Source organism: Microbacterium sp. NPDC090007, from assembly GCF_044748345.1.
Classification (GTDB): domain Bacteria; phylum Actinomycetota; class Actinomycetes; order Actinomycetales; family Microbacteriaceae; genus Microbacterium.
Genome location: NZ_JBIVFV010000001.1, coordinates 465,246 through 482,456 on the forward strand (window position 1 = coordinate 465,246; position 17,211 = coordinate 482,456).

Consider the following 17,211-nt stretch of genomic DNA (forward strand, 5'->3'; position numbering starts at 1 on the left):
GGCGGGTAGTCTGACTCGGTGATCGTGGAGCAGCTCGGACTGAAGGACTTCCGCAATTACGCGGGTGCCGACGTCACGCTCTCCGCCGGGGCCAATGTGTTCGTCGGTCGTAACGGTCAGGGCAAGACCAACCTCGTCGAAGCCGTCGCCTACCTTGCCACTCTCGGTTCGCATCGCGTCTCCGCCGACGCCCCCCTGGTGCGCGACGGGACGGATGCCGCGATCGTCCGCGCCCGTCTGGCCCACGGTGAGCGCCGGGTGCTGCTGGAGCTGCAGCTCAACCGTCAAGGGGCGAACAAAGCGCGCGTGAACGGCGTCAACGTCCGCACCACCGAGCTGCCTCGGTACGCGCAGGTGGTGCTGTTCGCCCCCGAAGACCTGCAGATCGTCCGCGGAGACCCGTCGTCCCGCCGTCGTTTCGCCGATCAGCTCATCGTGCAGCGCACACCGCGCATGTCCGCGGTGCTCGCCGACTACGACCGCGTGCTGCGTCAGCGCAGCGCCCTGCTCAAGTCCGCGCGGGCGCGCGGCGTCCGCGGCGATGCCCTCAGCACCCTCGACGTGTGGGACGACAAGCTCGTCACCCTCGGCACCGAGGTGATCGAGGCGCGCCTCGCATTGGCATCCGACCTCTCCGCGCCCGTCGCCCGCGCGTATGCGGCCATCGCCGGCGCGGATCACGACCCGCGCCTGGCGTGGGCGTTGTCGGTGGGTGGCGGCGATCCCGAAGAGGGCGAAGCCGTGGACGGCGTCCGATCGTCGGCGCCCCTCGCGGAGCAGTTCCGCGCAGCTCTGGCCGCCCGCCGCTCCGCCGAAATCGAGCGTGGTCTGACCCTGGTGGGGCCGCACCGTGACGATCTGGTCTTGAAGGTGCGCGGTCTGCCGGTGAAGGGCTATGCCTCGCACGGAGAGTCGTGGTCCGTCGCCCTGTCGTTGCGACTGGCATCCGCGGAGCTGCTGCGGGCGGAGTCCCGTCTGGGTGATCCGGTACTCATCCTCGACGACGTGTTCGCCGAGCTCGATGCGGGCCGGCGGGCGCGCCTGGCCGATCTCGCCGGCGGATACGAGCAGGTCATCGTCACCTCCGCTGTCGAAGAGGACATCCCCGAGGGCCTGCGGGCCCGCGTCGTCCGTGTAGAGGCCGGGCAGATCACCGGGGCGGGCGATGACTGACGAGCCCGATCTGCCCGAGACCCTCTCGACCTATCTGCGCCTGCGGGGTCTCGAGCCGTCGCCGTACCGCAAGAAGAAGAAGCGGCGCCGGGCGGATGACGGCGAGAACGCCCCCTTCTCGCCCGGGCGCGATCCTCGCGGCCTCGGGGACGTCCTTTCGGCGCTGACGCGGTCGGCCGGCTGGGAGGCCCAGCTGTCGCGCGAGGATCTGGTGCGTACGTGGGACGAGGTGGCCGGGGCGGACACCGCCGCGCACACCCGCCCCGTGGCCCTGGAGGCCGGCACTCTCACCGTTCAGGCCGACTCGACGGCATGGGCCAAGCAGCTCCAGCTGATGCGCGCGCACATCCTTTCCGAGATCACCCGTCGCTTTCCCGAGGCGGGCGTCGAAGCGATCCGTTTCGTGGGCCCGGACGTCCCCTCGTGGAAATGGGGGCCTAGAGCCGTTCCAGGCCGCGGTCCGCGCGATACCTACGGCTGATCCATGGTCGGTCACGGTCAGACGTGATTTATCCCCGCTCCGGGGCGTACACGCCGTGCGACGATGCCTCGCGCGATAGGATGGGATTTCTAACGAATCGATCTGGAGCGCGTTCACTCATGACGTCCGAGAACCCCGACACCGTTTCCGAGGAACCCGAAGCGACCACCTCCGCGAAGGTTCCCAACGAGTACGGGGCAGACGCCATCCAGGTGCTCGAGGGACTCGAGGCGGTCCGCAAGCGTCCCGGCATGTACATCGGTTCGACGGGGGAGCGCGGCCTGCACCACCTCGTGCAAGAGATCGTCGACAACTCCGTCGACGAGGCCCTCGCCGGCTACTGCGACACCATCGATGTCACGATCCTCAGCGACGGGGCCGTTCGCGTGGTCGACAACGGTCGCGGCATCCCGGTCGACATGCACCGCACCGAGGGCAAGTCGACCGTCGAGGTCGTCCTCACGGTGCTGCACGCGGGTGGAAAGTTCGGTGGCGGCGGATACGCGGTTTCGGGCGGTCTGCACGGCGTGGGCTCCTCCGTCGTCAATGCGCTGTCCACGCGTCTCGAGGTCGAGGTGCAGCGTCAGGGGCACGTGTGGCGACAGTCGTTCCGCACCGGTGGCGTCCCGCTCGCTCCGCTCGAGAAGGGCGAAAAGAGCGACAAGACCGGAACGGCGATCACTTTCTGGCCGGATGCCACGATCTTCGACACCGTCGACTTCGATTACGACACGCTGCGCACGCGCTTCCAGCAGATGGCCTTTCTGAACAAGGGGCTGCGGATCAGCCTGCGCGACGAACGGCCGCAGTCGCTCATCACCGAGGGCGACCCCGGCGAAGAGGTGACCGAGGCCCGGCACGACTCGTTCCTGTACGAGCGGGGGCTGGTCGACTACGTCGAGCACCTCAATCGCGTCCGCAAGGCCGACGTCGTCAACGACGAGATCATCGAGGTCGAGTCCGAGGACACCGAGCGCAAGATCGCGCTCGAGCTGGCGATGCAGTGGACGACGGCGTACACCGAGAACGTCTTCACCTACGCCAACACGATCAACACCCACGAGGGCGGGACGCACGAAGAAGGTTTCCGCGCAGCGCTGACCACGCTCGTCAACCGCTACGCGCGGGCCAACAACCTCCTCAAAGAGAAGGACGACAACCTCACGGGCGACGACATCCGCGAGGGCCTCACCGCGGTCATCTCGGTCAAGCTGTCCGAGCCGCAGTTCGAGGGGCAGACCAAGACCAAGCTCGGCAACACCGAAGCGCGCGCCTACGTGCAGAAGGTCGTCGGCGACAAGCTCGGCGACTGGTTCGACCGCAATCCCGCGCAGGCCAAGAACATCATCCGCAAGGCGATCGACGCCGCCACCGCCCGTCTGGCCGCCCGCAAGGCCCGAGAGACCGCTCGCCGCAAGAGCGTCTTCGAGTCGGCCGCCATGCCCGACAAACTCAAGGACTGCACCTCGAAAGACCCCTCGATCAGCGAGATCTTCCTGGTCGAGGGTGACTCGGCCGGCGGTTCCGCCGTGCAGGGCCGCGACCCTCACACGCAGGCGATCCTGGCCCTGCGCGGAAAGATCCTCAACGTCGAGCGCGCCCGTCTCGATCGTGCGCTGGGCAACAAAGAGGTCCAGGCGATGATCCAGGCCTTCGGCACCGGGATCGGTGAGGACTTCGACATGGCGAAGGCCCGCTATCACAAGATCGTCCTCATGGCCGACGCCGATGTGGACGGCCAGCACATCACGACGCTGCTGCTGACGCTGCTCTTCCGCTACATGCGCGGGCTCATCGAGGCCGGTTACGTCTACCTCGCCCAGCCCCCGCTGTACCGACTGAAGTGGTCGAACCACCCCCACGAGTACGCCTTCAGCGACCGGGAGCGCGACGGACTGCTCGTCGACGGTCAGGCCTCCGGTCGCCGCATCCCCAAAGACAACGGCATCCAGCGTTACAAGGGTCTGGGCGAGATGAACGACCACGAACTCTGGGAGACCACCATGGACCCCCAGACCCGCACGCTCAAGCAGGTCACGATCGACGATGCGGCCGCGGCCGACGAGATCTTCTCGGTCCTGATGGGCGAAGACGTCGAGTCGCGGCGCAGCTTCATCCAGCGCAACGCCAAAGACGTCCGCTTCCTCGACATCTGACCCGGAGCGCCGACGCACGGCGCCGACCGACGACGCACGCACTACGGAACTGAGAACACATGGCTGACGACACCACGCCCGAACCCGAAGAAGTCCGCGGCGAGCCGGTTCACGACCACGGCAAGATCGACCAGGTCGACCTGCAGCTCGAGATGCAGCGGAGCTACCTCGACTACGCCATGAGCGTCATCGTCGGGCGCGCCCTGCCCGACGTCCGTGACGGCCTCAAGCCCGTGCACCGCCGCGTGATCTACGGCATGTACGACGGCGGGTTCCGCCCCGACAAGTCGTTCTCGAAGTGCGCCCGCGTCGTCGGCGAGGTCATGGGCCATTACCACCCGCACGGTGATGCCCCCATCTACGACGCCCTCGTCCGGCTGGTGCAGCCCTGGTCGCTGCGGTATCCGCTGGCCCTCGGCCAGGGCAACTTCGGCTCCCCGGGCAACCAGGGCGCCGCCGCCCCGCGGTACACCGAGACGAAGATGGCGCCGCTCGCACTCGAGATGGTGCGCGACATCGAAGAAGAGACCGTCGACTTCCAGGACAACTACGACGGTCAGACGCAGGAGCCGACGGTGCTGCCGTCGCGCTTCCCGAACCTGCTGGTCAACGGCTCGGTCGGCATCGCCGTCGGTATGGCGACCAACATCCCCCCGCACAACCTGCGCGAGGTGGCCGCGGGAGCCCTCTGGGCGCTCGAGAATCCCGATGCGACGCGCGATGAGCTGCTCGAGGCGCTCATGCAGCGCATCCCGGGGCCCGACTTCCCCACCCGGGCGCAGATCCTGGGCACCCGCGGCATCAAGGACGCCTACCGCACCGGTCGCGGCTCGATCACGATGCGCGCCGTGGTCAACATCGAAGAGATCCAGGGCCGCACGTGCCTCGTGATCACCGAGCTGCCCTACCAGGTCAACCCCGACAACGTCGCGGTCAAGATCGGCGATCTGGCGCGCGAGGGCAAGATCACCGGCGTCGCCGACATCCGCGACGAGAGCTCGGGTCGCACCGGCCAGCGTCTCGTGGTCGTGCTCAAGCGCGACGCGGTGGCCAAGGTCGTGCTGAACAACCTGTACAAGCACACCCAGCTGCAGGAGAATTTCGGCGCGAACATGCTGGCCATCGTGGACGGTGTGCCGCGTACCCTGTCGCTGGACGGGTTCATCAGTCTGTGGATCGACCACCAGGTCGAGGTCATCGTGCGGCGCACGCGCTACCGCCTGCGCAAGGCCGAAGAGCGCATGCACATCCTGCGCGGATACCTCAAGGCACTCGACGCCCTCGACGAGGTCATCGCGCTCATCCGTCGCTCGCCGACGGCTCAGGATGCCAACGAGGGCCTGCAGAAGCTCCTCGACATCGACGACATCCAGGCCCAGGCCATCCTCGACATGCAGCTGCGTCGACTGGCGGCCCTGGAGCGTCAGAAGATCGTCGACGAGGCCACCGAGCTCGAGGCCCGCATCGCCGACTACAACGACATCCTGGCGACCCCGGGTCGTCAGCGCACGATCATCCGCGACGAGCTGACGGCCATCGTCGACCGCTTCGGCGACGATCGCCGCACCGAGATCCTGCACGGCTTCGACGGCGACGTGTCGATCGAGGACCTCATCGCCGAAGAGGAGATGGTCGTCACCGTCACCCGCGACGGCTACATCAAGCGCACGCGCAGCGACAACTACCGCTCGCAGCACCGGGGCGGCAAGGGCGTCAAGGGTGCGCAGCTGCGCGCCGACGACGTCGTCGAGCACTTCTTCGTCACCACGACCCACCACTGGCTGCTGTTCTTCACGAACAAGGGACGCGTCTACCGGTCCAAGGCATACGAGGTCCCCGAGGCGGGGCGGGATGCCAAGGGCCAGCACGTCGCGAACCTGCTCGCGCTGCAGCCCGACGAAGAGATCGCCCAGATCCTCGACATCCGCGACTACCAGGTCGCGACCTACCTGGTGCTGGCCACGCGCGGCGGTCTGGTGAAGAAGACGCGGCTCGATGAGTACGACACGAACCGCCAGGGCGGAGTGATCGCGATCAAGTTGCGCGGCCAGGTCTCTGACGACGCCGACGACACCGAGCAGGGCGGGGCCGACGAGCTGGTCAGCGCGATGCTGGTCGACGAGGGCGATGACATCCTCCTCATCAGCCGCCTGGGCATGTCCCTGCGCTTCTCCGCCACCGACAACGCGCTGCGCCCGATGGGTCGGTCGACGTCGGGTGTGAAGGGGATGGATTTCCGAGAGGGCGACAGTCTGCTCTCGGCATCCGTGGCCCGCGACGACGAGTTCGTCTTCGTCGTCACCGAGGGCGGCTACGCCAAGCGCACGGCCGTCACCGAATACCGCATGCAGAACCGCGGCGGACTCGGCATCAAGGTGGCTCGTCTGACCGACGATCGCGGGGTGCTCGCGGGCGGAATGATGGTGTCCGAGACCGATGAGGTCCTTGTGGTTCTTGCCAGCGGCAAGGTGGTACGCTCCTCCGTGGCCGAGGTGCCCGCGAAGGGACGCGACACGATGGGTGTCGTTTTCGCCCGCGCAGGAGGCGACGACAGGATCATCGCGATCGCCCGTAACGCGGAGCGCAACCTGGCCGAGACGACGGAGACGACCAGGGAGCCCGCCGCGGATGACGCGGACGAGGCCACCGCCTCCACTCCCGAGACCCCCGAGGAAAGTACTGACGCATGAGCACGGTAGCCGACAAACTCGCCAAGAAGTCGACTCACAAGACCCCTGCCAAGCAGGTGCGTCTGCGGCTGGTGTACATCGATTTCTGGTCGGCGGTGAAGCTGTCGTTCCTGGTGGCGGTGGCCGTCTCGATCGTGACGGTGGTGTCGTACTTCCTCATCTATCTCGTGGTGTCTGCGACGCTGCTGACGAGGCTCGACGAGTTCTTCACCAGCTTCACCGACGGGGGGGCGACGTTGTCGCAGTACGTGGGACTGCCGCAGGTCATGGCGTTCGCCGCGATCGTGGCCATCCTCAATCTGGTGATCGTCACGGTGATGGGCGCCGTCATGGCGGGCATCTACAACCTCGCGGTCAAGGTGACGGGCGGTCTGCTCGTCGGATTCACCTCGAACTGACGTCGATTCGTCAAAACCTCGAGATTCCGGTAAAGTCTTCGAGGTTGACATCACGTCAGCGAGACGGGGCTATAGCTCAGGCGGTTAGAGCGCTTCACTGATAATGAAGAGGTCCCAGGTTCAAGTCCTGGTAGCCCCACCCCTTCCCTTCCCGGGGCCTTAGCTCAGCTGGTAGAGCGCCTGCTTTGCAAGCAGGATGTCAGGAGTTCGAATCTCCTAGGCTCCACGATCGTGACGAAGAGCCGGCCTACGGGCCGGCTCTTCGCGTTCACCCGCACGTCGACGGCCGGGTGCGGCGGATGCGGGTCGCTAGAGTCTGGTCATGGACATGCGGGTCGCCGCGTACGCCGTCATCACCGATGACGACGACCGCGTGCTGCTCGCCCACTGGGTCGAGGGGCGTCGCGCCGCGTGGACTCTGCCCGGCGGCGGTCTCGAGGCCGGCGAGGATCCCGTGCACGCGGTCCGCCGCGAGGTGCGAGAAGAGACGGGGTTCCGCGTCGAGGTGGGCGATCTCCTCGGCATCCATTCGCGTGTCATCCCGGCCGAGGCACGCCTGGCCGACGGAGCGACCGACCCGCTGCACGCCCTGCGCATCGTGTACCGCGCCCGGGTCGTCGGTGGTCGACTGCGCTACGAGAGGGACGGATCGACCGATCGCGCGGAGTGGTTCACCATGGCGGCGGCACGCCGGCTCCGCCGTGTGCAGCTCGTCGACGTCGCGTTCCGCATGGCGGGACTGCCCCGCGGCTGACCGGTGTCAGGCGCGCTCGACGGTGATGTCGGCCACCACGGCGTCGTACGCCGCGATCAGGTCGTCCGCCTCCACGAAGAGGCTGTCGCCGTGCGCTCCCGCACCCATCGCGATGCGCGTACCCACGATGCGCTCGTCGGCGTACACGGGCCAGGCGGTCGAGCTGCCGATCGGCACGATCGTGCCCCGCTCGTACCCGGTGGCGGCGAGGGCCAGGTCGGGTTCGGGCAGGCGGAGCTTGTTCGCACCGACGACCGCCCGCAATCGCGGCCACGAGATGGCACGGTCGCCCGGCACCAGCGCGAAGAGGTACGTGTCGTCGGAGCGTTTGACCACCAGGGTCTTGACGATGGATGCCGGCGGGATGCCGAGCAGCTCGGCCGCCTCGTCCAGGCTGGCAGCGGCGGGACGCTCGCGGACATCGACAGAGAGGCCGCGCTCATGCGCGGCCTCTCTGACTCTGATGGTGGGGTCGCTCACGCGTCCGGCGCGCGCAGCGGGTCGTCGGCCACCCACAGCTCGTCGTCGGCACGCAACGTCTGCCATGCGGCGTACGCCACGCCGGCGGCCGCGACCACGCCGAGAATGATGGCGATGACGCCACCGGCTCCGATGCCGTCGTGCTGCGAGGGGAGCTTCTTGCTCAGACGCTTGGTGGCCTGCTTGCCGTACTTCTCGGCGCGCTTGGCGTACTTGTGGGTGTCGAGCTCGAACCCACGGCCTTTCGCGAGACGGTCACGGGTGTCGCCCGCCGCATCCCACACCGACATCGCTCCGCCGACCACGGCGCCCGCCGCGGGGACGACCTTGTGGCTGAGGAAGCGGTTCGTGCCCTTCACGCCCTTGTCGACGTACGGCGCGGCGTACTTGCTGTAGCCGTCCTGAACGGCGGGGACGAGATCTTCGCGGCTGAAGCGACCGAGCTGGTGGCCTGCTTCGCGAGCGACCTTCCCACTCTCGCCCAGCAGCACCTGCTGCGACTCCCACACCTTGGCGGCGTGCTTCTGGAGCTTGCGCAGTTCCTTCTTGCTCTTGCGGCTGAGGCCCACGGCTCATCCTCCCTATCGATGGGATGTACGTTGCCCTCATCTTGCCAGAACGGGCCGTCGACGCCGCCGACCCTTGCAGATAACTCTGAGAGAATGTACCCATGGCCAACCACACCGCCGTCGCGACCCTGCACACCAACCACGGCGACATCGTCGTCAACCTGTTCGGCGATCACGCGCCGCGTACCGTCCGCAACTTCGTCGGTCTCTCCGATGGAACGCAAGAGTGGACGAACCCGGCAACCGGCGCCAAGGGTGAAGGTCCCCTGTACACGGACGTGATCTTCCACCGCATCATCCCCAACTTCATGATCCAGGGTGGCGACCCCCTCGGTCAGGGCATCGGCGGACCCGGCTACAACTTCAACGACGAGATCCACCCCGAACTGGACTTCACCGCCCCCTACAAGCTCGCCATGGCGAACGCCGGTCTGCGCCGCAACGCGATCACCGGTCAGGCCGAGGGCACGAACGGGTCGCAGTTCTTCATCACCACCGACCCCACTCCGTGGCTGCAGGGCAAGCACACCATCTTCGGCGAGGTCGCCGATGACGCCTCGAAGGCCGTCGTCGACAAGATCGCCGCCGTCCCCACCGCCGCCGGCGACCGCCCGATCGAGCCCGTCGTGCTCCAGTCGGTCGACGTCGTCTCGGTCTGACCCTGCGGACGGCGGCGGGTGTCTTCCACCGAGGAGTTCCGTCGCAACAGCGACAACTTCTGCTACCGGCATCCTGACCGGCAGAGCTTCGTGCTGTGCCAGCGGTGCATGCGCACCGTCTGTTCGGAGTGCCGAACCCCCGCCGCCGTCGGCGTCATCTGCCCGGAGTGCATGGCCGAGCAGAGAGCCGCGCAGACCCCCGCACAGAAGAAGGCGGAGCGCCGCTGGGCATCGCGGCCCATGGCCGTCGTGTCCGGCGACCGCCCCCGGATGACGCTCGGCATCATCGCCGTCACCGGGCTGGCCTACATCATCGGCATCATCCCGGGGGTGGGAGGTGTGCTGAGCAGCCTGCTCGCCTTCAACAGCATCTTCCTGCTGCCGCAAGCGGGTTTCATCCAGCCGTGGCGGCTCGTGACCGTTGCTCTCGTGCACGACGGGTTCTTCCACGTGGGCCTGAACATGCTGGCTCTGTGGTTCATCGGCCGCAGCCTCGAGCCGCTCCTGGGTCGCTGGCGGTTCTTGGCGCTGTACATCCTCGGGGCCGTCGGCGGCTCGGTGGCCGTCGCGCTGCTCGCTCCGGGCGTGTGGACGGTCGGTGCCTCGGGGGCGATCTTCGCGCTCTTCGGGGCGCTCCTCGTGATCGGACGCCACATCGGCGCCGACATCCGGGTCATCGGCATCCTGATCGCGATCAACTTCGCGTGGCCGTTCGTGCTCGCCGGTTTCAACGCGATCGGTTCGGGCGATTTCGCCGGCTCGCTCGCGGCGATCGGCATCTCGTGGCAGGCGCACCTGGGCGGACTGCTGACGGGCGCGGTCGTCGGGCTGATCTACTCCCGGACGCGTGCCGCGTCGCAGCGCCGCCTGCAGACCGGCTTGATGATCGCCTTCACCGCGGCGCTCATCGCGCTGCTCGCCGTGCCGGCAATCGCCTACTTCTGACAGTTATCCACAGCCCCATCCACAGGTGGGGATGAATTACACGCGTGTAACTCAGCGCCACCGGGTGGTCATGAGGAAGCCGACGAAGGCGATGCCAAACCCGATGACCAGGTTCCACGCGCCGATGCCGGGAATCGGGAACTGCGAGCCGCTGAGGTAGAACACCAGCACCCAGACCAGGCCCACCAGCATGAGGCCGATCATGATCGGCAGGAACCACACCGGGTTGGGAGCTGCGTTTGCGTCGTTGCGCTCGGCGATCGGGTCTTCGCCTTTGCCAGTTCGAGCCATGCCGCACAGTCTAATGCTCAGGCGCCCGTGAACCCACGGAACTAGACTCGGCCCCGTGCAGTCCGACACGCAGCCGCAGACCCGTCGAGGTCACCGACCCGCTCCCGCGCCGCGTCGCCGCATCTCGATCGTCGGGATCATCGGCGATCTGCTCGTCACCGCCGGCGTGCTCGTGCTGCTGTTCGTGGTGTGGCAGTTGTGGATCGGCGACGCCATCATCGGCGCGCAGTTCAAGGACGAGGGCAAGAGCCTCAGCCAGCAATGGGCGACGGACCCCCTCCCCCCTGCCCCGACGACGACCGCCGACCCCGTGCAGCCCGCGGTCCCTCCCATCGCCGATCCCCCGGCCCTTCCGCAGCCGGGCGATGCGGAGCGCTTCGGAGTGGTCCACATCCCCCGATTCGGCGCCGACTACCAGTTCCCGCTCGCGGGCGGCGTCAGTTCGTCCCGCACGCTGGACCCGATCGGTCTCGGTCACTATCCGGACACCGCGATGCCCGGTCAGGTGGGCAACTTCGCCATCGCCGGCCACCGGGGCAGTCACGGTGCTCCGTTCGCCGATCTGCCGTCGCTGCGCGTCGGCGACGCGGTGGTGGTCGAGACCCAGGACGGCTGGTACACCTACCGCTACCGCAACCTCGAATACGTCCGGCCCGACGGCGTCGATGTGCTGCTGCCCCTGCCGCAGCAGCCTGAGGTCGAGGCGACGGACCGCGTCATCACCATGACCACCTGCAGCCCGCGCTACGGCTTCTCCGAGCGCGCGATCGCGTACGGCGTCTTCGAGTCCTACACCCCGCGGACGGAAGCCGGTCCGCCGATGTCCCTCACCTCTGGAGCAGCCTGATGTACGGAGCCCTCTGGCGCATCCTCCCCGGTCCGTGGTGGGTACGCCTGCTGATCGTCCTCGTGCTGCTGGCCGCGGTGCTGTACGGACTGTTCTTCTACGTCTTCCCCTGGGTCAGCGACCTGGTCTACCCGTCGGAGGTCACGGTCGAGTGACCGCGTGGCGCGTCGCCGTCGTCGACAACCGCGACAGCTTCGTCCACACCCTTGCGGGCTACCTGCGCGACCTGGGAGCCGACACGGTCATGCTGTCGGCGGATGACCCGACGGTGCCCGAACGGGTGGGTTCCGCGGCCGACGCCATCCTGGTCTCACCCGGCCCGGGACACCCCGACGACGCGGGGGAGTCGGTGCGCGTCATCCGCCGAGCGCATGACGAAGGGATGCCGCTGCTCGGCGTCTGCCTGGGCCACCAGGCGATCGCCACCGCCTTCGGTGCGCGGGTCGACCATGCACCGGAGCTGCTGCACGGCATCACCAGCGTCATCCATCACGACGGCGCGGGGGTGTTCCGCGATCTGCCGGACGGCTTCGTGGCCACGCGCTATCACTCGCTGTCGGTGATCGCCGAGACCCTCCCCGCCGAGCTCGAGGTCACGGCGTGGACGGACACCGGTGTGGTGATGGGGATCCGACACCGCCGGTCGCCGATCCAGGGTGTGCAGTTCCACCCCGAGAGCGTCCTCACCGAGGGCGGGCACGCGCTCCTCGGCCGATGGCTGCAGGATGCCGGCCTGCCCGGCGCCGCCGCGCGGGGAGGCGAGCTGCACCCGCGCGGACTCAGGTCCCCGAGCAGACCGTCAGCGTGATCTCACTGAAGACGGGCACCTCGCCCGGGGCGAGGGACTGCGTCGTCACCGTGGGAGGCGTGGCCGCCCGGCATCCGGGATCCTCCTGCGTCTGCACGGTCAGCTGCTTCGCCTCGGACTCCAGCTCGCGCCGGGCTCCGTCGAGGGTGTAACCGGTGTAATCGACGATGACGACCTGACCGCTCGCGACGACGAGATTGACGGTGGTGCCCTTTGCGACGCTCGTGCCCGCCTCGAGGGTCGCCGAGATGACCGTGCCCGCGGCCAGCGCGGGGTCGTCCTGCCGGCGAATCGATCCCAGGGACAGCTCCGCCTCGTCGATCGCGGTGCGCGCTTCGCTCTCGGTGATGCCCTCGAGCGTGGGGACCGTCGCGGTGTCGGGACCGGTGGACACGTAGACGGTGACCTTCTGCCCCGCCGCGACACTGGTCCCCGCCGCGGGAACCGTCTCGACGACGTTGCCGGCGGCGATCGTCTCGTCGGACTCGTTCACACGGCTCGCGGTCAGCTGCTCGGCCTCGAGGGTCTCGACGGCACGTTCGTACGACATGTCGACGACATTGGGAACGGCGAGGGATGCCGTGGGCACGTCGGCGGACGGCTGGATCTGCGTGACCCAGACGAACACGGCGACGAGCAGCACCGCGAGGACGCTGACCCCGCCCCAGATCCACGCGACAGGCGGACCGGGCTGCGTACGCCGCATGGTGGTGTCGGTGCTGAGTTGACGCAGCGACCTCGCCGTCTCGGCGGCCTGGCGGGGGTTGGGTCCGTAGAGCTCGTTGGACAGCGCCGACATCTGACGCTTGGTCGGCGCCTTGCCGTCGATCGTCTCGTCCAGGGACTCGCGGAAGCTCGCGGCATCCTGCGGGCGCTGGAACGGGTCTTTCGCCAGGGCGCGCAGGACGATGGCATCCAGGGCGCGGGGGATCTTCTCGTCGATCTCGCTCGGCGGGACGGGCGCCTCGCTGACGTGCTGATAAGCGACGGCCACCGGGGTGTCGCCGCGGAAGGGGGGACGACCGGTGAGCAGTTCATACAGCACGACGCCGGTGGAGTACAGGTCGGCGCGGGCGTCGACCGTTTCACCCTTCGCCTGCTCGGGCGAGAAGTAGGCCGCGGTGCCGACGATCGCCGTGGTCTCGGCGACGGTCGACGACGAGTCGGACACCGCGCGAGCGATCCCGAAGTCCATGACCTTCACACGCCCGCTGTCGGTGATCATCACGTTGCCGGGCTTGATGTCGCGGTGCACGACACCGGCGCGGTGCGAGTACTCCAGGGCCTCCAGGATGCCGTCGGTGTAGCGCAGCGCATCGTCGGTGGGGACGGGGCCCTCGGCGATGACGTCCTTGAGGAGGCGACCGTGCACGAGTTCCATGACGATGTAGGGCACCGGCCGCTGGACGCCGTCGCGTCCGGTCTCGGCATCCTCGCCCGCGTCGAAGACGCGCACGATCGTCGGGTGGGCCATGCGCGACGCCGCCTGCGCCTCGAGGCGGAAGCGCGTACGGAAGGCGGCGTCGCCGGCGAGATCGCTCTTGAGGATCTTGATGGCCACGGTGCGCCCGAGGGTCTCGTCGTAGCCGCGGTAGACGCTCGCCATGCCGCCGCGACCGATGAGGTCGTCGACACGGTAGCGCCCGGAAAGGACGCGCGTCTCAGTGGTCACGAGAGGGAACTCCTGGCGTCGGGGTCGTGGGATCAGGGTCGGACGGGGGTGGCGGCGGCGCCGTTCCCCGTCGTCGACGGCGACGGCGTGCTGCCCCCGGCGATCGTCGCGGACGCCTCGCCGGACGGGCCGGCCTGACGGTCGCCCGTACCCGAGCAGCTGACGGTATAGGTGACCCGCAGCGTCTGCCCCACGGAGTTGCTCACCTGCAACTGCGCGTTGCGGGCGTCGGGGGCGAAGGACGCCGTGGACTGGCCGTTGGTCGCGAAGGTGCCGTTGGTCGCCGTGAAATTGTACGAGGTGACCTGACCGGTCCCGCTCGGGCAGGTGTACTGCTGCCACGAGACCTGGACGGTGCTGCCGGCCGAGACCGACGCACCCGGGAGAGTGGGCGTGCCGGGGGTGGGCAGCTCGGTCTGGTCGGCATAGGTGGTGACCGTGATGGTCGTTCCCTCGTCGACGCGACCGGTCGGGTTCACGTCGTAGATGAGACCCACGTCGTTCGCCGACGTGGCGGCGTTGCCGACGCGGCAGTCGGCGACGAGATCGTTCTCATCCAGGATCGCGCGCGCTTCGTCGCAGGTCCTGCCCTGCAGGCCCAGCGAGGCGACCTCGACACGCTGCGACGTCTGCGTGGGCGTCGGCGACGGCGAGGACGGTGCCGCGCTCGGTGTCGCCGCGGTCGGCGTCGCGCTGGTGGGCGCGGCATCCGGCTCTCCCTGGTTGCCCAGGAGAGTGAAGAGGGTGCCACCCAGCACGAGCGCGAGCAGGACGATCAGTGCGACGAGCGGCCACGTCCAGGGGCTGCGCTTCTTCTTCTGCGGGGCCGGGTCTTCTTCGGTGTGCTCCTCGGTTAGGAGCGAGGTGGCGGCAGCCGCGGGCATGAGCCGCGTCGTCGCCGAGGTCTGACCTGCGGTGAGCAGCTGCGTCGCGTCGTCGGCCGCGGCGGCACCGGCCGCGACCGCGGGGACGGCGGCGGCCGCAGCGGCGAGGTCGCCGCGACGCAGCGCCGTGGCTGCGCGCGAGACGGCCGCCGACGAGGCGGGACGGTCCTCGGGCTTCTTGGCGATCATCGCCATGACGAGGTTCTGCACCGGCACCGCGACCGTGGGAGGAAGCGGAGCGGGCTGCTCGTTGATCTGCGCCATCGCGATGGCGACCTGCGACTCGCCCGTGAAGGGACGCTTGCCGGCGAGGCTCTCGTACGCCACGATCCCCAACGAGTAGGTGTCTGTGGCGGGCGAGGCGGGGTGACCCGAAGCCTGCTCGGGCGAGAGGTACTGGACCGTCCCCATGACCTGGCCGGTCGCGGTGAGCGGAACCTGGTCGGCGATGCGGGCGATACCGAAGTCGGTGATCTTCACCCGGCCGTCGGGGGTGATGAGCAGGTTGCCGGGCTTGATGTCGCGGTGCACGAGACCGGCCGCGTGGGCGGCCTGCAGTGCCGCAGCCGTCTGCGCGACGACGTCGAGCGTCTTGTCCGTCGACAGCGAGCCCTCGCGCTCGAGGATCGTGGACAGGGCCTCGCCGGGGACGAGCTCCATCACGAGGAAGGCGCTGCCGTCCTCCTCGCCGTAGTCGAACACGCTGGCGATGCCCTCGTGGTTGACCAGTGCGGCGTGGCGGGCCTCGGCGCGGAAGCGCTCGAGGAAGCCCGGGTCGCCCATGTACTCGTCTTTGAGGATCTTGATCGCGACGGTACGTCCGATGACGTGGTCGGTCGCTTCCCAGACCTCGCCCATCCCGCCGATCGCGATCCGCGAATCCAGCTCGTAGCGTCCTCCGAAGGTCACACCCTGCGTCGGTCTCATTTGCTCAGCACCGCCTCCATGACCTTCTTCGCTATCGGGGCGGCGATCTCGTTGCCGCTCCCGTTCTGCCCCCGGCCTCCGCCGTCTTCGACCACGACGGCGACGGCGACCCGGGGGTCGTCCGCCGGTGCGAAGCCGGTGAACCAGAGAGTGTAGGGACGGGAATCGTTCTCCGCGGTGCCGGTTTTACCCGCCACCCGGACCCCGTCTATTGTTGCATTCGATGCCGCGCCGTCCTGGACGTTCGCCGTCATCATCGTCACCATCTGCGTGGCGACGTCGGTGTCGAGTGCTCGGCCGAACTCACTGTCGGTCCCCTCGGACGACACCGACAGGTCGGGGTTGATCACCCGGTCGACCATGCGCGGGTTCATCACCACCCCGCCGTTCGCGATACCCGCCGAGACCATCGCCATCTGCAGCGGCGTCGCGCGCACGTCGCCCTGACCGAAACCGCTCAGCGCGGTCTGCGGGGCGTTGGGCGAGGCGGGGTAGGTGGATGCCGTGGACTGCAGCGGCATCGTGAACGAGGAGCCGAAGCCGTACTTCTCGGCCTCGGCGCGGATGGCGTCGTCGCCGAGCTCGACCGCCAACTCGGCGAAGGGGATGTTGCAGCTGAGGCGCAGCGCGGTCGCGATGGTCACGGTGTCGCCCTCGCCGCAGGCGCCGCCGCCGGCGTTGCGGACGACGTTCGTCGACTGCGGAAGCGTGTAGGCGGCGAGGTTGGGGAACGTTGACTCGGGCGTGTAGCGGCCCGAGGCCAGCGCCGCCGAGGCGACGACCAACTTGAAGGTCGACCCGGGCGGGTTGAGGTCGCCCGCGATCGCGCGATTGTCGAGGGGCTTCGACGCGTCGGCGACCAGCTGTTCGTACGCGGCGTCGACGCTCGCTGTGTCGTGCGAGGCGAGGGCGTTCGTGTCGAAGCTCGGCGTGGACACCATCGCCAGGATCCGTCCCGTCGACGGCTCGATCGCGACGACCGCGCCCTGCTGGTCGCCCAGGGCGTCCCACGCCGCCTTCTGCACGGTGGCGTCGACCGAGAGCTCGACGTTGGAACCGCGCGGGGCCTGTCCGGTGATGGCCCGGTCGATCCGCGAGAAGAACTGGTTGGAATCCTGACCGCTCAGCACGCTGTTCTCGGCCTGCTCGATCGCCGTGCGCGAGTCGAGCACGGGGTTCACGTAGCCGGTCACGGGCGCCCACATCGCGGCATCCGTGTATTGACGCTGCCAGCTGTAGACGTCGTCGGAGGGGACCGACTGCGCGATGGGGGTGCCGCTGGCGATGATGGAGCCGCGCTGCACCTCGTACGAGTCGTAGAGCGCACGGGTGTTGCCGGAGGTGTTGGTCAGGGCGTTGGCCTGGACGACCTGGATGATGCTCGTCGAGGCGAACAGGGCCAGGAACATCGCCAGCATGACGATGCTGAGGCGTCGGAGCTCTTTGGTCACGGTGCCTCCTCGCGGATAGGGATGAC

The 17,211-nt window shown here is 68.4% G+C and carries 17 protein-coding genes and 2 tRNA genes; 13 read left to right on the forward strand and 6 right to left on the reverse strand.

What is annotated here, in order from left to right; genetic code table 11:
• Window positions 1–18: 18 nt before the first annotated feature.
• From recF to ACIPVB_RS02210, 8 genes are all read left to right on the forward strand, one after another.
• Complete coding sequence (recF, locus tag ACIPVB_RS02175; protein ID WP_400366568.1) at window positions 19–1,173, forward strand: DNA replication/repair protein RecF; 1,155 nt, start codon at window positions 19–21, stop codon at window positions 1,171–1,173.
• Window positions 1,166–1,654 (forward strand): DUF721 domain-containing protein, encoded by a 489-nt coding sequence (locus ACIPVB_RS02180; RefSeq protein ID WP_400366569.1) that lies wholly within the window; start codon window positions 1,166–1,168, stop codon window positions 1,652–1,654. Before recF ends, ACIPVB_RS02180 begins: the two co-directional genes overlap by 8 nt.
• 119 nt (window positions 1,655–1,773) lie before the next feature.
• The gene (gyrB, locus tag ACIPVB_RS02185) at window positions 1,774–3,810 is read left to right on the forward strand and encodes a DNA topoisomerase (ATP-hydrolyzing) subunit B (RefSeq protein WP_400366570.1); all 2,037 of its coding nucleotides are present in this window, start codon (window positions 1,774–1,776) and stop codon (window positions 3,808–3,810) included.
• Between the two features lie 59 nt (window positions 3,811–3,869).
• On the forward strand, window positions 3,870–6,500 hold the full coding sequence (gene gyrA / locus ACIPVB_RS02190; RefSeq protein ID WP_400366572.1) for a DNA gyrase subunit A: 2,631 nt from the start codon (window positions 3,870–3,872) through the stop codon (window positions 6,498–6,500).
• Window positions 6,497–6,898, forward strand: a complete 402-nt coding sequence (locus ACIPVB_RS02195; protein WP_400366573.1) for a DUF3566 domain-containing protein — start codon at window positions 6,497–6,499, stop codon at window positions 6,896–6,898. The genes gyrA and ACIPVB_RS02195 overlap by 4 nt, the downstream gene beginning before the upstream one ends.
• Window positions 6,899–6,963: 65 nt before the next feature.
• A tRNA-Ile gene (locus ACIPVB_RS02200) sits at window positions 6,964–7,037 on the forward strand.
• Window positions 7,038–7,051: 14 nt separating this feature from the next.
• Window positions 7,052–7,124: transfer RNA gene (locus ACIPVB_RS02205), tRNA-Ala, on the forward strand.
• 96 nt (window positions 7,125–7,220) lie between these two features.
• Window positions 7,221–7,652, forward strand: a complete 432-nt coding sequence (locus ACIPVB_RS02210) for an NUDIX hydrolase (protein WP_400366575.1) — start codon at window positions 7,221–7,223, stop codon at window positions 7,650–7,652.
• A 6-nt stretch (window positions 7,653–7,658) separates the two neighbouring features.
• On the opposite strand, the gene ACIPVB_RS02215 is transcribed toward ACIPVB_RS02210, so the two are convergent.
• Together ACIPVB_RS02215 and ACIPVB_RS02220 are read right to left on the reverse strand one after the other, a co-directional pair.
• On the reverse strand, window positions 7,659–8,132 hold the full coding sequence (locus ACIPVB_RS02215) for an aminoacyl-tRNA deacylase (RefSeq protein ID WP_400366577.1): 474 nt from the start codon (window positions 8,130–8,132) through the stop codon (window positions 7,659–7,661).
• Window positions 8,129–8,701 (reverse strand): DNA helicase, encoded by a 573-nt coding sequence (locus ACIPVB_RS02220; RefSeq protein WP_116536780.1) that lies wholly within the window; start codon window positions 8,699–8,701, stop codon window positions 8,129–8,131. Before ACIPVB_RS02220 ends, ACIPVB_RS02215 begins: the two co-directional genes overlap by 4 nt.
• Before the next feature lie 101 nt (window positions 8,702–8,802).
• Between ACIPVB_RS02220 and ACIPVB_RS02225 the strand changes: the two genes are divergently transcribed.
• A complete protein-coding gene (locus ACIPVB_RS02225) occupies window positions 8,803–9,360 on the forward strand; it encodes a peptidylprolyl isomerase (protein ID WP_400366578.1) in 558 nt (185 codons plus the stop codon).
• Between the two features lie 18 nt (window positions 9,361–9,378).
• Complete coding sequence (locus tag ACIPVB_RS02230) at window positions 9,379–10,305, forward strand: rhomboid family intramembrane serine protease (protein WP_400366580.1); 927 nt, start codon at window positions 9,379–9,381, stop codon at window positions 10,303–10,305.
• Between the two features lie 51 nt (window positions 10,306–10,356).
• On the opposite strand, the gene ACIPVB_RS02235 is transcribed toward ACIPVB_RS02230, so the two are convergent.
• Window positions 10,357–10,596, reverse strand: coding sequence for a cell division protein CrgA (locus ACIPVB_RS02235; RefSeq protein WP_108317377.1), 240 nt, complete (start codon window positions 10,594–10,596; stop codon window positions 10,357–10,359).
• A 55-nt stretch (window positions 10,597–10,651) separates the two neighbouring features.
• On the opposite strand from ACIPVB_RS02235, the gene ACIPVB_RS02240 reads away from it, so the two are divergent.
• Genes ACIPVB_RS02240 through ACIPVB_RS02250 form a run of 3 tightly spaced genes read left to right on the forward strand, consistent with a single transcriptional unit; the run spans window position 10,652 to window position 12,251 of the window.
• Entirely contained in the window at window positions 10,652–11,443 is a 792-nt protein-coding gene (locus ACIPVB_RS02240) for a class E sortase (RefSeq protein ID WP_400366582.1), read from the forward strand.
• The gene (locus ACIPVB_RS02245) at window positions 11,443–11,598 is read left to right on the forward strand and encodes a hypothetical protein (protein ID WP_181373441.1); all 156 of its coding nucleotides are present in this window, start codon (window positions 11,443–11,445) and stop codon (window positions 11,596–11,598) included. Before ACIPVB_RS02240 ends, ACIPVB_RS02245 begins: the two co-directional genes overlap by 1 nt.
• A complete protein-coding gene (locus ACIPVB_RS02250) occupies window positions 11,595–12,251 on the forward strand; it encodes an anthranilate synthase component II (protein ID WP_400366584.1) in 657 nt (218 codons plus the stop codon). The genes ACIPVB_RS02245 and ACIPVB_RS02250 overlap by 4 nt, the downstream gene beginning before the upstream one ends.
• Here the strand turns inward: ACIPVB_RS02250 and pknB are convergent.
• Genes pknB through ACIPVB_RS02265 form a run of 3 tightly spaced genes read right to left on the reverse strand, consistent with a single transcriptional unit; the run spans window position 12,223 to window position 17,185 of the window.
• Complete coding sequence (pknB, locus tag ACIPVB_RS02255) at window positions 12,223–13,923, reverse strand: Stk1 family PASTA domain-containing Ser/Thr kinase (RefSeq protein WP_400366586.1); 1,701 nt, start codon at window positions 13,921–13,923, stop codon at window positions 12,223–12,225. The two genes, ACIPVB_RS02250 and pknB, sit on opposite strands and share 29 nt — an antisense overlap.
• 32 nt (window positions 13,924–13,955) lie before the next feature.
• Window positions 13,956–15,734 carry a serine/threonine protein kinase gene (locus ACIPVB_RS02260; protein WP_400366588.1) on the reverse strand — a complete coding sequence of 593 codons (1,779 nt, stop codon included), beginning with the start codon at window positions 15,732–15,734 and terminating at the stop codon, window positions 13,956–13,958.
• Complete coding sequence (locus ACIPVB_RS02265; RefSeq protein WP_400366590.1) at window positions 15,731–17,185, reverse strand: peptidoglycan D,D-transpeptidase FtsI family protein; 1,455 nt, start codon at window positions 17,183–17,185, stop codon at window positions 15,731–15,733. Before ACIPVB_RS02265 ends, ACIPVB_RS02260 begins: the two co-directional genes overlap by 4 nt.
• Window positions 17,186–17,211: the final 26 nt, after the last annotated feature.